Genomic DNA, 15,869 nt, shown 5'->3' with positions numbered 1-15,869 from the left:
CCTCTTTCTTATTCTTCTTCAGCTGATCTTTTCTTAATAGCTGCAAAAGCACCGCCCATTAAAGCAATACCTGCTACTCCGAAAATAGCTGTACCGATACCGCCTGTAGGAGGTATAGTTAAGTCCTTATTCTTAACAAGCATATTGCCTTGTGCATCATGAGTTTCTTTAGGACCACCATTATAAGAATTTGCATCTACAGTGAAATTATAAATAGTTTCACCTTTATTTCCTGCATAGCCTTTAGGGAATTTTACTTCCTTAATCTTGTAGTCGTGAGTTATTGTTTCTTCTGAACCATCAAGTTTTGTTTTTTTCCAACTTGAATATTCAAGACCTTTGATTTCAAATAAACCGTTAGCATCAGACATTAGATAGATAGGTTGTCCCACTGTAGCGGCAGTTAAAGTTGTTCCGTTGGCATCAGAAGCAAATTTACCTGCAGTTATTGCTGCTTGGTTAGCATCTATTAAAGCTTGAGTCCATTTAATTTGAGTTTTTCCGTCGTAAAGTTCAAATACTGCTCCGGCTAAAGTCTTAGTAACTTCTGACTCAGAAACCTTAACAAACTTCTTACCGCCGGTGTTTACTGTTGGAGGAGTATCAGGTTTCTTATTCTTATCTTCTCCACTCTTGGTCTTAAATGTTAAATCAAAGGTGTTGGGGATATTTGTACCCATTTTTGCATCTTCGTTAATAACTGTATCAACTGTTGCATATAATTTAACTTCCTTGCCTTTTGCTGCATCTTTAACTGTTTGATAATTAGCTGCAAGTTTTTTAATTCCTGCTTCAGTTAAAGTAATACTGAATTTTTCATCTGCAGGAACTTCAGTTGTTGAGTCTATTTCTTTAGTAAAATGTTTATCTACTGCCGGTTGAACAATGGTATAGTCTGTTCCTCCTGTTAAACTAACTTCTCCTGATGTAATTCCGTCATAACCTAAATAAACTTTAACATTTCCCTTGTAGGTTAAACCCTTAAAGAAAACATCGTTTAATATAAATTTCTCATAGTCTGCTATATTTGCGGGAATTGTTGCTTGTAGATACCATTTTTGAGGGTCTCCTACATTGTGAGATTCATTCATGTTAACTTCATTTCCTACAGTCTTCTTAGGTGTAGGTTCAGTACCTGTTACGTTCTTAGGATAAACGTGTACTGTCTTTAAATAAACTGTGCCGGGTTCATGGTCTCCGACTTTAATTTGGTTCATTACAGGAATAGAAATTCCAAAAGGTACTGCTATAGATGATGATACTGTATCAGGCTTTTTTGATTCTACAAACCAGTAATATCCATCTTCAGTAAGTGATGCCGTAGCACCTTGTCCACCTGCAGTAGTTATTGTACCTGCTTTTGTAAGACCTTGTGCTTCAACTAACTTAGTGGTGTTATAAGAACCAGGTGCATCAAGGAATTTTTTAAATTGTGTGTAATCTGTTAACTTATAGTAAGTAAAGGTAACTCCGTCAAGTTCTTTTACATTAGTACCTAATTTATCAAGTTGTGTTTGATCAAGTTTTCCACCATTGTGAGGATATCCCTTGTCAGGAACACCTGTATAACTGTCTGCTTGCAATTTGTGTACTATTACTGGTGTGGGATTCGGTTTAGTATCTTGAATGTCAGTTTCTTTAATATCCCCTACAGGGGCTTCAGCAAATACGCTTAGAGGTGCTACTACTCCAAGTAACATTACTAAGGCTAAAACTAGTGATAATAATTTCTTAGTATTTTTCATTATTTTCCTCCATTCTAAAATTCAAAATTTTATAAATGCTTGGCTCTCTTCCGCCAGGCTATTTAACTTAACTTTTGCGAAGATTTTAACTTTCTTGTCAATTTTTCTTGACCTATATGTAGCTATTCAATCTTCACATACATTACTCCCTTGTAAAGGAGGGATTTGTAAACCATCAGTATCCCCCCTTTCCCATGTATTCATTTAACTTCTTTCTTTTATCTATAAATATCATGGCAAGAGTCATAAGTCCTATACCCCCGGCATGGAAGAGCGTGGTTCCCAATCCTCCGGATCTTGGAAATTCACCTTGAGGGTCAAAGACGTCTATTGAAACGATTTGAGTATCTACTGTAATCTTTCCACTTGCATCTACCTGCTCTCTATATAGTGGTGCGGGGTTTGTAGCTGTAAGTGATGATTCTGTTGCAGCTCCCGGCAGCTTAAATTTATATTCCACGGGTTTTCCCTGAGAATCTTTTACGCTTATAAGCTCTACAGTTCTTTTGTTTGAATCAACTTTTATTCTGTAGGTTAGTCCGTTAATTATATAGCCTTTAGGAGCAGTCGTTTCTGTAAGACTGTATTCTCCTGTCATACCTGCAGGAATTTTAATCTTTAAAGGATTTAGAGGGTCTAAGGTTTGTTTAGATAAATCAAAGGTGATTTCCTTTAAATCATCAGGTACAGGAGTTGAGTCCGGATAGTCATCGGCTACCTCCATTTTGAATTTTACTTCTCCCTTATTAATAATTTCCTTTTGGGCATCCTTTTTCCACAGGTTAAAGTACATTGGATCCTTTTTCTTGTTAAATGCCAGTACCTCACCTTCAGTTAAGTCTGTTTGAGTAAAAATCTTACTTGGTTTTGTTACTATATTGGTGGTAATTTGTTGAGTATACTGATTTCTACCGATCCATCCTATATTTGTAACATATATAAAAGCTTTTTCTTTCTTAATGTCGTAAGGAGATACGGTTTTTAAAATTAAGTAAGAGTTTTTATATTGATTAGGAACAGGTATGTAACCATTATTAGGCATAGTACCTGAATCAATTAAAGTATAGTTAACTGTATCCTCTAAGTTTACTGCAAAAGATCTTGGCATAAGATTTGACATATCGCTATTGTCTGTACCACCATTTGTAATTTCAGGATTGCTTACAAAATTGGGGTTTTTCACTTCATAAAGCTCATATTTAGTTTTACTGTTAGGTCCTAAAATCCCATCTCCTATAGCAAAGTATAAATATCTCGAATCAACAAGAGATCCTCCCGGTTTAGGTCTGGCATAGAAAATATTTTGAATTTCTGCATTTTCGTTATCAATCTTATTAATGAAAGCTGAGTTTAGTGATGTCTTACTATAGGTGTCAGGTAACCAAAAATAACTTCCAAAGGATTGAGGATAACCTCCCGAATAGTCGATACCGAAGGTGTCGGAAGTTGTAAATGGCTTTCCTGCAACATTTACAGTAAATTTTGTCCTGGTATCGTTTAGAACCACCTTTCTGTTAGGCGATAAAGCAATGGTAAAGTCTGATTTTAAATCTCCTATATTTTCTACAGCCTCGGTAAAGGTATATTTAACTGTGTTGGTTCCAGGAAGCTTTTCTCCTGTTGCAAGTACATATCCGTTTAGGGTCATATCAGGAAGATCAACTTGTGCCAAGGTTCCTTCAAGAGAAAGCTTTTCATCTAAGTCAATGGTAAAATAGTTTCCTCTTCTAATTCCATTAGCCATTTTTGTTTTAAAGGTCATTTCAAAGAACTCGTTAATATTTGGATAAATAGTTGTACGTGGTCTTGTACTGTCAACCTTAATGTTAAAGTCTGATACTGTAATCTTGTCATTTACATTAACCGGTTCTTCAAGAGTCGGGTCTTCCTCAAAGGTCGGATTTAAGCTTATTAATGTAAGACCTGAAGAGAATACTCTCACAGTCCATGTATGCAGGGTCTTTTCATAACCGTAAGGTGCACTTAATTCCTTTAAGGTATAGGTTCCCGGCGGTACATCTTGAAACTTCAAGTTAACAAGTTTTCCGTCATGGAGTGTTTCAGTACCTATTTGATTAGCTGTTGTTGTGGCTTTTGCAAAAGGCTTATCTCTTTCTCCAATTTGATCCCACTTGCCTACATATAAACCGAATTCTGCTCCTCCAACAAGGTTGCTTGTTCCGGCTTCAATTTTACTAAGTTTAATTACACCCTTATTATCTAATGGTGTAACCTTATCCCTTGTGTTTGTTACATTAAAATCAAGTTGTGATTGATTTTCTGTAGTTATGTCTTCTCCCGTCACCTTAACTCCTGATGTAGAATATCCCGGATTGTCATTAGGCCTATCAGTATGAGTTAAAACCCCTTGAGTAAATATAGGCTTATCTCCATCGTATGATCCTTTTATTTTTATGATCACACCACTTGGACTGTCAATACCTTGAAATCCGAGTTTATCGTTTGGATTATATGCTTGCTCTCCAAGAGAAGTATATATGTTTGTGCTAGATAAATCGGGGTTCATGTCATCAGGCATATAATTCGTCGATCCGGTTTTTATCAAGAAAGTCTCGAAAGTATTAATGCTTGTTGTAGCCGAATTGCTTCTACCTCTATACTCAGTCGGGAATTGATTTCCGAAATATTCCACGTAGGGTAAAACTTGAAATTCTGCCCCATATCCCGGATCATCCAAATAAAGGTTAATATATTTTCTATCAATATTATCATAGCAAGTTAAATAAAAGATTCCTTCAAAAGTCTTGTTTTTTGTGTCTATCGATGTAATTTTAGACTTAATAGAAAATATATCTTCAGCTTCTATTTGACCAATCCAGTTTGTGTTTCTATAAGTATAGGTTCCTACTACTTTTTCGTACAGTGTCTCTACTTTTTCCGTATTGTCCTCAAATTTAATATTTGCGTTTTCATCTACAGTGATTTTGTATTCTCTGCCGTCTCCGCTATAACCTCCCGGGGATTTCGTTTCTTTTATTACATAGTTGCCCTCAGGAATGTTGTCAAAAATCGCCTTGCCGTCAAGTCCTGATACTTCAGTCCAGTCGTTAAGTCCCTTCTTCATAGGTGTTTGACTTCCGTCTTCATTTACCTTATAAATTGCAAAGGTTGCACCCGGTAAAATGTCTCCCTTTTCATCTTTTTTATTAACTGTAACTTTGGCTCTCGGATTATTGGTAATTGTAAAGTTATAAACATTTACATCGTCTGTTGATTTTGTCAAAGCTTCTCTCGTGTTATAGAATAATTGGTCCTTGGAAGCATTAAAACTCTTTTCATAGTTGCCGTCGGTAAAGTAATTAGGATTATTCCAATTTGCAGACCAATAAGTCTCTGCAGCAGGTGTGTCCTCTGTCGGTGCTCCTGTAGGATTGTTGATACCTAAGAATTGGAACCAGTTTTTAGGTGCAATTGAAGCTCCTGTTACTCCATCAATTAAAGGCCTGTACTTATCATTTTCCACAACTTGTCGCGTTTCTTGAGGATTAAGTTTTATAATAGGTTTTAACTGAACCTTTGTCGCGTAGACTTGGTTATCGGAAATTTGAAGAGGTATATGCTCTGTCTTAGGCTTATGATTATCGTCAAATTCTACCCAAGTGCCTTCGCCGAAGTAAATCATCCATTGATGGTTAGGTAGTGCATATCCATCCGGTGCCTCAACTTCTTTAAGTAAGTGGTAGGACGGCACGTTAAGGTCTCTAAATTCAGCTATACCGTTAGCATCTGTTGTAACACGGTAGATTCTCAAAATTCTGTTGGCATCGTGTCCGTGAAGTTCAAGGGTTACTCCTTCAATTGGGTTGCCGTTTTTATCAACTTTTTTAACTCTAAGATTGCCCTTGTGATAAGTGGCAGCTACAGTTTTTGTAGTTTGATTTTCACTTACTTCATTTATATTGTTGTTTTCCGCTTCATGTACTTCCCCGGCAAGAATAATTCTTTTGCTATCCAAGTCCATTTTTTGGTTGTAAGTTAATTTAACTCTGCTAACTTCATTTGTACTTGGAATAGTTTGATCTTTTTCATAGTCAGCAAGATCAACCCTTACATCCTTAAAGTTTATAATTTTGCCATCTGCCCCAACTGTAAACTTCATGGCTAAGTTTTTAAAGGCATATTGGAAAACTGATTTAATTTCCTTTACTACATAGTCTCCCGGCGGAAGGTTGTCAAGGGTTACTGTACCGAATTTACCATTTTTATAGTTAACCATTACAGGTTGACCGTTTTCCATTGCAGGTACTTCTTTTTTAAGGTTAGGGTCATAAACCATTTTATTGTAAATATTTAATGGTTCATAGTTTCCTGTTTGGTCGTTTTTCTTATAAACTCCATAGGTTGCATCGTGGTTTAGCGCTGCGTCACGAAGGTTTCCTATTTCGGCACTTGATGTTCCTCCGTAGAAAAGTTTTGAACCTGCCTTGTTTATTGTGTCAATTTTAAGTGTAGCCTTTTGTCCTTCGGCTCTCATTGCCATATAGGATATGGTTACTTGTGCCGGTGTATTTGCATCTTCTTCTTTTACAAGTTGACTTTCCAGTTTTCCCATACTGTCAAGAGATTTTGCAGTTAAGGTAAGTTTTTCTTCCTCGGCTTGTTTGTTTTCTGTTTGAGTATTTGTCTCTTCCCCAGGTTTTTCAGGTAAGAATCCCGCTTTAGGGTCTCCAAGTTTTTCAGCTTCTCCCGCTTTTTCTTCTTTAACCTTGTCTTTTAACTTATCATTTTCTTTTATAGCCAAGTTTGTATTTAATGAAGATGATTTTTCTTCAAGCGGTTTTTCTTCTGAAAGGGAATCATTCAAATTTTTATCTGAACCTAGAGCTAAAGACTTTTCTTCTAAGTTTATTTTCTCTTCAGATAAATTTTCTATTGCAGTCGAATTTTTCCCTACATCTTTGCCGGCTTTTTCCAGGTCAAGTCTTTTTTCTGTATCTTTTGTATTAAAAGATTCTCCTTCAAGAGAAATTCCCTGATTTTCTTCAGCCTTGTCTAAGGCCTTTCCTATATGAGAATCAGCATTTTTAAGACTGTTAGGATTTATATTTTCGGATAATTCCAAACCTTGGTTTACAAGGACTTCGTTATTTACTGTAAGTTCGATTTCTCCTCTTGTTTTTTCAAAGCCTAGCGGTGGATTTTCTTCCTTTAGAATGTATCTACCTTGAGGAAGTTCCAGACTTGCTTTTGGATAGGTTTTGTTTTCAACATCCTCCATAACCTTGTAAGCTTCTCCGGCTTTTTTATTTTCTTCTATTGTTATGGTGGATTCTTTTACTTCATCTTTTTTTGCTTCTTCTAATTTTATATTTTCAAGTTTTTGTGGGACTAAAGATTTTTCCTTATCTTCTTCTGAATTTAACTTGTCAGTGCTTTCAAGTTCCTTATTAGTTAAAGAATCCTCTTTATTTCCTACTTCTTCCATTATTTGAAGGGGACTTTTTACCTCTTTTAAAAGATCCTTAGGATCAATGTTTTCAATTCCTTTGGTCCAGGTAAGGGTATCAATTTTTTCTTCAATGCCTCCATTTATTCTATAAACTGAATAAACTGCTCCTTGTGGATCAATAGGCTTGCCTTCTTTATCTGTAAGGGTTATTTCAATTTTTATAAGTCCTTTTTCTTTTGTGAAGTCTTTCTTTGTTTCTTCTGCTTTTTGAATTTCTTGAGGTTTTTCCGAAATATCAATTATATTTTCAGAAAGAACATTTGTATCATAAACTATCATACCTTGGTTTATAGTAAAGCTTCTGCCAAACGGTCCTTCTCCTTCTTTTATAAAGGTATATCTACCGTCTGAAAGGTCGGGGAAAACTAATCTCCCTTGAGAATCTGTAGCATAGTTTCCTACTATTCTTTCCTCTTCATGGGTCATGCCATTAACATCAAGGATTTCTACTGTCTTTTTAAGAGTATAGGTATCTGTAGTCTTTATAATTTCAGAATTTTTAAGAAGATTTTCACCTTGAGATCTGGTTAAAAGAAGTATGTCTTTTCTGGGTGAATCTACGAGTTCAGGAGAATTTTCCACTTGAGGTCTTTCTTCTATAGGAGCTTCTTCCATAGGATCTGAAGTTTCTCCTAAAGGATTTTGTATTTCTTCCTTTAAATCAGTTTGAGTGTTTTCTCCTGATAGTTGACTACCAGGACCATAAGTCTTTGCTGCTCCTATTTCGGGTAATTCCCTTATATTAAGGTCTCTCCTATTTTCTTCAGATTTTATAGATTTCTCTTCAAGGTCAAAGATTTCATAATTTTCTTCGTTGTCGGTTTTTGAATTGGCCTTTTCATTTGTAGCCTCAGATTTGGATTCTATTTCAATTTCATTGGAAGAGTTAGCGTATTCAATATTTTTTACCTTGTTGTCATCTTCAGGTTCTCTATATATAGGGTCTTCAGCATTTAAAAGGGAGTCTGTTCTTTTTTCTACAGGTGTTTCAACTAGTGATCCAGTCTTCTCTTCTTTTTCACTATCTAAAAGTGAACCGGTCTTTTGACTTTCTTCTACTGTTATTAAAGAACCTGCCTCTTTATCTTTTCTATTATCTATAAGGGAGGAAGTTTTTTCTTCCTGTTTTTCTATTAGCGATCCTGTTTTCTTTTCATTTTTGTTTTCAAATAAAGATCCGGTCTTTACGCTTTCTGATGTTTTGTTTAAAGATTTGGAAGTATTGTCGGACTTTTCTTTATTTTGTTTTTCCTTGTTTTCCTCCTTGTTTATTCCAAAAAGATTAAACTTGGATTTTTCTTCCTCCTCCTTCTCATCCTTTTCTTTTATTTGAAACTCTACTGTAGGATTTTGATCTTCAGGTATTTCTGTTCCCTGAGGCTCTTCTATAATCACTTGATTCTCTGTTTGGAAAAGTTTTTCATAGTTTATCTCGTCAACAAGATCTCTTAGCTCATAACTTTCACCTTGATTGTTTTGAACTAAGTATCTAAGTTCATTTTTATCTATTTGACTTGTTGAATTAATATTAAGAAGAATATTTGTAGCGAAAAGTTCTTTTGTAGCAGTAAGGGCAGAACCTTCTTCTGTTAATATGAAATTAATCTTTCCGTCCTTGTAATAAAGATTAATAAGTGCAAGTTGGTTTTGAACTATTTGTCCTAAAAAAACACCACTCTCATCTTGGATTAATCCTGAAGTATTTAACTTAACTCCTTCAGGAAGGGTTATTGAAGAAACTGTTCCGGGCAAGGTGTTTTTATCCAGTCTCCATGACATTAAAAGGGCATAGTTATACCCTGCTTCAAAGTCTACCTTTTTAAGATCCAGTTTATATACTCCTATTCTTGAATCAAGAACTCTTTTACTCTCTATGGACAAAAGATTTTGAAAGTCCCTTTCTATGTAGCTTTCCTTTTTTTCTTCCCTATCTATGGCAAAAGCTTCCACAGGTTCCAGAAAAACTTGTAGGATAAAAATTATTGCCATAATAAAGGAGCCTATTTTTTTTAATTTCCCCATAACTTCACCCCTGTTAATCATGATATTTTCTCCATATAAAACACAAAAAGTAGCACATTGATTAAATCTAATCAAAATGCTACTTTTAAATCTCTTTTAAACGTGTTTAAGGGCGTAAATGTCATATATATATATATATAAGCCATTTATTAAATTGCTCTTTGTTAACTCCTCTAAATATGTCCTTTCCATTTTAAGCTCCTAAAAATTATAAATAATGCCAAAGCTGTCAAAGTTTAGTTAAAACACGTCAATAATTTAATTTAATAAATAATTATGCTATACTTAAATAGTAGACTATTTATTGTTTAATAGTCTACTCCTTTAATATTTATTTGTCAAATATTTTTTTAAATATTCATTTTTATATGCTAATTCTTTTTTTATATAGCATATAATCTTGTTGATTTATATTGATAAATCAGTTACCTATTACCTGATTTCATAGCTGATTTAAACAAAAATAAGCCCCCTTAGGGGCTTAAAATTCTATTATTTGTCAAGTAGACTGTCAAGCTTTGCCTTATCGAAGCCAACTATCTCTTCATTATCTACATAGATTACCGGAACTCCGGTATATCCTTTAGCAAGAAGCTCATCTCTTGCCGCTTTATCTGTTTGAACGTTTTTTTCTTCAAATTCAACGTTTTTTTCTGTTAAATAATCCTTTGCCATAGTGCAATAAGGACAGGTACTTGAAGTGTATACTACAACTTTACTCATAAAATTCCTCCTTCGTGGTAATTTATATACCCTATTATAGGGCATATAATCATTTTTCGTGCTCTGCATGCTCCAGGGCCTGATTGAATATTGACAGGACGTGAGCATCATCAAGTGAATAAATAGCATTTCTTGAAATTCTTTTTACTTTTATAAGCTTAGCCTCTCTAAGTAGGGCAAGCTGGTGAGATATTAAAGATTGACTCATATCAAGGGCTTCCACTATATCACTTACGCACATAGGTGTCTTAGATAGGATATATATAATTTTAAGTCTTGTGGGATCGCTTAGAAGCTTAAATATTAAGGACATATAGTCCAAGCTTTTCCCCCGGGACAGAAAATCTGATATATCGCTAAGTATTTCTTCCTTTTTTTCATTTTCTTTAATCTTTATCTCCCCCTAAGCTCGGAAAGTTTATAGTAAGTACTGCAAACTCATCAATAGTTAAGGTTTCTCCTCTTCTTCTTGGATCTATATTTGAAAGGTTTAAGGCTTTCAAAATACTTGTTTTTTCAAGGTTAAAACCGTAAGTTGACAAGGCATTTAATATAGTCTTTCTCCTTTTTGAAAAGGCGGCTTTTACAATTTTAAAAAACTTTTCAGTGTCAATTTCGGGAATTTCTTCCTTCATTTCTAATTTTACCACAGCTGAGTCAACATTTGGCTTGGGAATGAAAGAGTTTTTTGAAACGCTAAACTCATAGCTGACATTTGAGTAAAATTGTATAAAGACACTAAGGGAACCATAATCTTTAGTTGATGGCTTGGCGGAAAATCTTTTTGCCACTTCTTTTTGAATCATAAAGGTCATAGATTCTATTTCTATACCTGATTCTATAAGCTTTGACACTATAGGTGTGGTTATATAGTAGGGAAGATTTGCCACAATCTTAATGGCCTTGTTTTGAAATTCCTCTTCTACAAGTTGTTTTAAGTCAAGCTTCATTATATCTTTAAAAATAACTTTTACATTGTCATAGGGTAGGGATTCTTTTAAAAGTTCTTTTAAGGATTCATCTATTTCTATGGAAACAAGTTTTTTACACCTAAGGGCAATTTCTTCACTTAGGGTGCCTATACCGGGTCCTATTTCAAGAACATAGTCCTCCTTATTTATTTGTGCAAGGTCTGCAATATTTCTTACAATATTGCCGTCTATTAAAAAATTCTGACCCAAGGATTTGGTAAATCTGAATCCGTATTTATTTTGTAATTCCACTACTCTAGCCGGTTTATAAAGTCTTTCCATTTTCCACCGCTTTCACCGCTTTTTGAAATTCTTCCCTGCTTATATTAAAGGAGTTTAACTTGTTTAAAAATTGTTTGGAGTTTCCATAACCTATTTTTAAAAAATCTCCTACCTTCTTTCTCTTTTCTTTAGAGTCGGCTTTACCGCTAAGGCCTGTTTTTAAAAGGTCTATATTGGTAAATTCAAAGCTTTCTTCTTTATATATAGGTCTTGCTCCTTGAAGGGCCTTTAAAATATCCTCTTTAGAGGCATTTTCAACTCCTATATTATCTTTTCTTTTCGCCTTGTCCTGAGGCAAAAAAGCATGTTTTGCTCCCCTTATATTTTTATCTAAATCTCTTCTTATTTTGTTGCCCATATAGTCCGGATCGGTAAAGATTATTATGCCGCATCTATCGTTAAGGTTTCTTAAAAGCTTTATAAGCTTTCTACCGTAACCGAAGCCCGATGTAGCAATAACTTCAGCATCTACTGCTGCTTTTACGGCAGCAATATCATCTTTTCCTTCTACTACTATTACTTCTTTAATCATTGTAGAATCTCCTTGTATTGGCATCTGTTATTTCTACAAGATCCTTAACCTCCATATTTCTTATGGAAGCTATTTCTTCTGCCACATATTTTACATAATAGGGCTCGTTTCTCTTGCCTCTCATAGGTGTAGGAGCAAGATAGGGGCAGTCGGTTTCAAGTAAAAGTCTATTTAAAGGTACTTCTTTTGCAACCTCTTTAGGTACTTTGGCATTTTTAAAGGTAACAACTCCTCCAAGGGCAATATAGCAGCCTTGGTCTATATACCTTTTCATCATTTCCACAGACTGAGAAAAACAATGAATCAAAAAGGTTAAGTTAGGATATTTTTCCTTCGATTCTTTAATTATATTAAAGGTTTCCTCTGAAGCATCTCTTGAGTGAACGACTATGGGAAGATTTAACTTGTCCGCCAACTCAATTTGCCTTTTAAATACTTCAACCTGTATATCTCTCGGGGAGTTGTCATAATAGTAGTCCAGTCCTATTTCTCCTATTGCCCTTACATTTTCATCCTTGGCAAGGTCAATAAGCTTTTCTTCAACCTTGTCATTGTAATTTATTGCATCATGGGGATGGATTCCTATTACAGCTTTTATATTATCGTATTTTTTTGCAAGGCTTACACTTGCTATTGAGCTTTCAAGGTCGGCACCTATATTATAAACTCTGTCTATTCCCCTATCCTTTAAGGAATTAATAATGTCTTCCCTATCGTAATCGAATTTAGGATCATCTAAGTGTACGTGTGAATCTATCAAAAAATCACCTACCTTATTGTCGCTCCGTCAGCTATATCTTCAAGAGTTGTGGTTATAGAGATTTTTCCTTCCTTATCTTCTGCGGCAAGAATCATGCCTTGGGACTCAATCCCTCTAAGCTTTGCAGGTTTTAAATTGGCAAGGATAAGCACCTTTTTGCCTATTAAATCTTCCTTTTTATACTCCTTCTTAATACCTGCACAAACTGTCCTTTCTTCATCTCCAACCTTTACTTTAAGGACATAAAGCTTATCTGCATTGGGATGATCTTCCGCTGACTCTATTAAGGCTGTTTTTATTTCAAGCTTTTTAAAATCTTCTATGGTGCAAAGATTTGACTCGTCTTCTTTTTCTTCACTTTTGTCATTTTTTTGCCATTTTGCTTTTTCCGCTGCTCTATAATCTGCAAATGCCTGATTTTCATTGTTAAGATTTTCTATTTCAGCCTTTATATCAAGTCTTGGGAAGATAGGTCCTAAATTTTTAACCTTTTCTCCCGCTTTAATAAGACCCCAGGAACTTGCATTTTCCCATAATGGTTCTTCTTCTATGCTTAAGGACTCTCTGATTTTTTTAGAAGTTTCAGTTATAAATGGATAACAAAGTATAGATACTATTCTTAAAGACTCGCTTAAATTATAAAGAACCGTATCAAGTCTTTCCTTTTTACTTTCATCCTTTGCCAAAATCCATGGACTTGTTTCATCTATATACTTGTTACATTTCCTAATAAGCTTCCATATTTCTTCAAGGGCTACTGAAAACTCGAAGTTATCCATTGCTTCATCCACTTTTTGTGATGTAGTTGTTGCAAGATCTATCAGATTTGTATCTACATCTTCCTTTTCTCCCGCTTGAGGAAGTTGTCCGTCCCTGTACTTTTCTATCATGGATACTGTTCTTGAAAGCAGATTTCCCAAATCGTTGGCAAGGTCGGAGTTAAGTCTTTGCATTAGGTTTTCCTTAGTGAAGGATCCGTCGGAGCCGAAGCTAAATTCTCTTAAAAGATAGTATTTTAAAGCATCTACACCATAAAGTTTAATAATAGGTTCTGGATAAACTACATTTCCCTTGGACTTACTCATTTTATCGTTGTCAAAAAGAATCCAACCATGACCGAAAATCTTTTCAGGAAGCTTTATATCAAGAGCCATTAAAAGAGCCGGCCAGATAATAGCATGAAATCTTACTATTTCCTTGCCTACCAGGTGAACATTTGCCGGCCAGTAGCTGTTAAATTTTTCCTCATCACTTCCGTAGCCTATAGCTGTAAGGTAGCAGCTTAGAGCATCTACCCAAACATAAATTACATGCTTAGGATCAAAGGGTACCTTAACTCCCCAATCAAAGGTGGATCTTGTAACGGAAAGATCTTCAAGCCCTTCCTTGAGGAAGTTGTTAATCATTTCATTTTTTCTTGAAAGGGGTTCCAAAAAGCCGGGGTTTTTTTCATAAAGGTCAAGTAGCTTGTCCCTATACTTGGAAAGTCTGAAAAAATAACTTTCTTCCTTGCTAAGATGAGTTTCTCTGCCGCAGTCCGGGCACTTGTGGCCCTCTTTTAATTGTGCTTCTGTCCAAAAGGACTCGCAAGGTGTACAATAGTAGCCTTCATATTGAGATTTATAGATTTCGCCCTTATTATAAAGTTTTTGAAAAATCTCTTGAACGGCCTTTTCATGTTTGGGGTCGGTGGATCTTTCAAAGGCATCATATCTTATGTCCATTTTTTTCCAAAGTTCTTCTATGCCTTTAACTATATGGTCTACATATTCCTTAGGACTTACTCCCGCTTCTTTTGCTTTTTCCTCTATCTTTTGACCATGCTCATCAGCACCTGTAGTAAAAAATACATCATATCCTTGAAGTTCCTTGTATTTTTTAATACTGTCCGCAGCAACGGTGCAGTAAGTATGTCCTATGTGTAAATTATCACTGGGATAATAAATAGGAGTAGTCAAATAATATTTTTTCATTATTTCATTCCCTCCAAATATCTAAAATTAACGTCATTAACTATGTATTATATTCTAAATCCTCTATATATTCAATATTAGGCCCCAACAGGCACTTATATAATTCTGTAAATTCAAGGGTGGATAATTAAAAATTCTCTTATAGGTTTTCTTATATAATTTATTGTAAACTTTTAAATTCTCAGATTGTTTTAAAATAGAATAAGTGCAAGTGCTTTATAAACAAAAACAAGAGACCTCCCGGTCTCCTGCTTTATTTTCTCTTTATTGTCTAACTCTTATTTTTCAAGCTCTCCCTTTACTACAACTACAGTTATAGGAGAATGGTTAATTACTTTAGATGATACTGATCCTAAAAGAGTTCTTGAAAAGGCTCCCAAACCTCTATTACCCATTACTATCATATCCATGCCTTCTTCTTCGGCATAGTTGATTATTTTTTCCCAAGCTTTGCCCATTAAATATACTGTTTTAAATTCATGAGAGTAGCCTGACATTTGCTTTTCAGCTTCAGAAAGTACACGTTTGGCGTTCTCCTCATTTGCATTTTTCAGCTCCTTGGTATAAGGATAATTTGTTCCTTCAAAGGATATTTGGTCAAAAGTTGAACCGCTAGGTATAATCATCAGTAAAGTAAGCTCAGCTTGAAACTTTTCTCCGATTTCTTTTGCAGCATCGATTGTTTTCTTCATCATTTTTGATCCGTCAATAGGTACTAAAATTTTCATTTTCTCTTCCTCCCTAAATTATCATCCTAATGAAAAACAACTCCAACCTTTAATTTACAAGACCTGTCTATAAGTAATAGAACTTAGTGCTAAGTAGAAAAATTTAAGACAGTCTTTTCACAATAAAGAAACCTCTTCGTCCAGCAAATAAATGGATTTATGACAAATCATTCGCCCTTCTTTTCAATATCGCTTTTAACAACTAATACAGATATTTTAGACTGATTAATTACCTTTGATGATACTGATCCCAATAAAGTTCTTGAAAAAGCTCCCAGACCTCTGTTTCCCATTACTATAAGATCTACACCTTCTTCCTCTGCAAACTTTACGATTTTACTTGCAGGATTTCCGCTTTTATAAAAGGTTTCAACTTCATAAGGATAGTCTGAAACTTCCTTTTCTATATCTGATAATACATATTCAGCATGTTCGGTATTTGCCTTGCTTACCTCAAGGGCATAGGGAAAATTGGTAGGAAATTGTTCAAAAATTGTAGTTTCGGGAATAACTGTAAGTACAATTAATTTAGCCTTGAACTTTTCTCCTATTTCCTTTGCAGCCTTAACTGCATTTTGTGATATTTTTGATCCGTCAATAGGCACCAATATTTTCATTTTTCTTCCTCCTTATAAAATTATTGCTTTATTGTGGTATTATATT

Annotated in this window: 10 protein-coding genes; all 10 read right to left on the bottom strand. The window is 34.8% G+C overall.

All coding sequences use genetic code 11. The features are described from left to right. Nucleotides 1-8: 8 nt before the first annotated feature. Nucleotides 9-1,745, bottom strand: a complete 1,737-nt coding sequence (locus PEPCATONIAE_RS05240; RefSeq protein WP_138159985.1) for a SpaH/EbpB family LPXTG-anchored major pilin — start codon at nucleotides 1,743-1,745, stop codon at nucleotides 9-11. Nucleotides 1,746-1,920: 175 nt separating this feature from the next. After that, a complete protein-coding gene (locus tag PEPCATONIAE_RS05235) occupies nucleotides 1,921-9,237 on the bottom strand; it encodes a SpaA isopeptide-forming pilin-related protein (RefSeq protein ID WP_138159983.1) in 7,317 nt (2,438 codons plus the stop codon). Between the two features lie 492 nt (nucleotides 9,238-9,729). Next, nucleotides 9,730-9,960, bottom strand: a complete 231-nt coding sequence (locus tag PEPCATONIAE_RS05230) for a glutaredoxin family protein (protein WP_138159982.1) — start codon at nucleotides 9,958-9,960, stop codon at nucleotides 9,730-9,732. 49 nt (nucleotides 9,961-10,009) lie between these two features. Further along, nucleotides 10,010-10,273, bottom strand: coding sequence for an ArsR/SmtB family transcription factor (locus PEPCATONIAE_RS05225; protein ID WP_138160251.1), 264 nt, complete (start codon nucleotides 10,271-10,273; stop codon nucleotides 10,010-10,012). A 73-nt stretch (nucleotides 10,274-10,346) separates the two neighbouring features. Then, on the bottom strand, nucleotides 10,347-11,213 hold the full coding sequence (gene rsmA, locus PEPCATONIAE_RS05220) for a 16S rRNA (adenine(1518)-N(6)/adenine(1519)-N(6))-dimethyltransferase RsmA (protein WP_138159980.1): 867 nt from the start codon (nucleotides 11,211-11,213) through the stop codon (nucleotides 10,347-10,349). After that, nucleotides 11,197-11,745, bottom strand: coding sequence for a ribonuclease M5 (gene rnmV, locus PEPCATONIAE_RS05215; protein ID WP_138159978.1), 549 nt, complete (start codon nucleotides 11,743-11,745; stop codon nucleotides 11,197-11,199). Before rnmV ends, rsmA begins: the two co-directional genes overlap by 17 nt. Continuing rightward, a complete protein-coding gene (locus PEPCATONIAE_RS05210) occupies nucleotides 11,738-12,505 on the bottom strand; it encodes a TatD family hydrolase (protein ID WP_138159977.1) in 768 nt (255 codons plus the stop codon). The genes rnmV and PEPCATONIAE_RS05210 overlap by 8 nt, the downstream gene beginning before the upstream one ends. 8 nt (nucleotides 12,506-12,513) lie before the next feature. After that, a complete protein-coding gene (metG, locus tag PEPCATONIAE_RS05205; protein WP_218975520.1) occupies nucleotides 12,514-14,478 on the bottom strand; it encodes a methionine--tRNA ligase in 1,965 nt (654 codons plus the stop codon). A gap of 278 nt (nucleotides 14,479-14,756) precedes the next feature. Beyond that, the gene (locus PEPCATONIAE_RS05200) at nucleotides 14,757-15,206 is read right to left on the bottom strand and encodes a universal stress protein (RefSeq protein ID WP_138159974.1); all 450 of its coding nucleotides are present in this window, start codon (nucleotides 15,204-15,206) and stop codon (nucleotides 14,757-14,759) included. A 167-nt stretch (nucleotides 15,207-15,373) separates the two neighbouring features. Continuing rightward, entirely contained in the window at nucleotides 15,374-15,823 is a 450-nt protein-coding gene (locus tag PEPCATONIAE_RS05195) for a universal stress protein (RefSeq protein WP_138159972.1), read from the bottom strand. Nucleotides 15,824-15,869 lie beyond the last annotated feature (46 nt).

The sequence above is a fragment of the Peptoniphilus catoniae genome (assembly GCF_901447155.2).
Classification (GTDB): Bacteria; Bacillota; Clostridia; order Tissierellales; family Peptoniphilaceae; genus Peptoniphilus_E; species Peptoniphilus_E catoniae.
The sequence above is the reverse complement of the archived record's forward strand: the minus strand, read 5'-3'. Positions and strand labels throughout refer to the sequence as shown.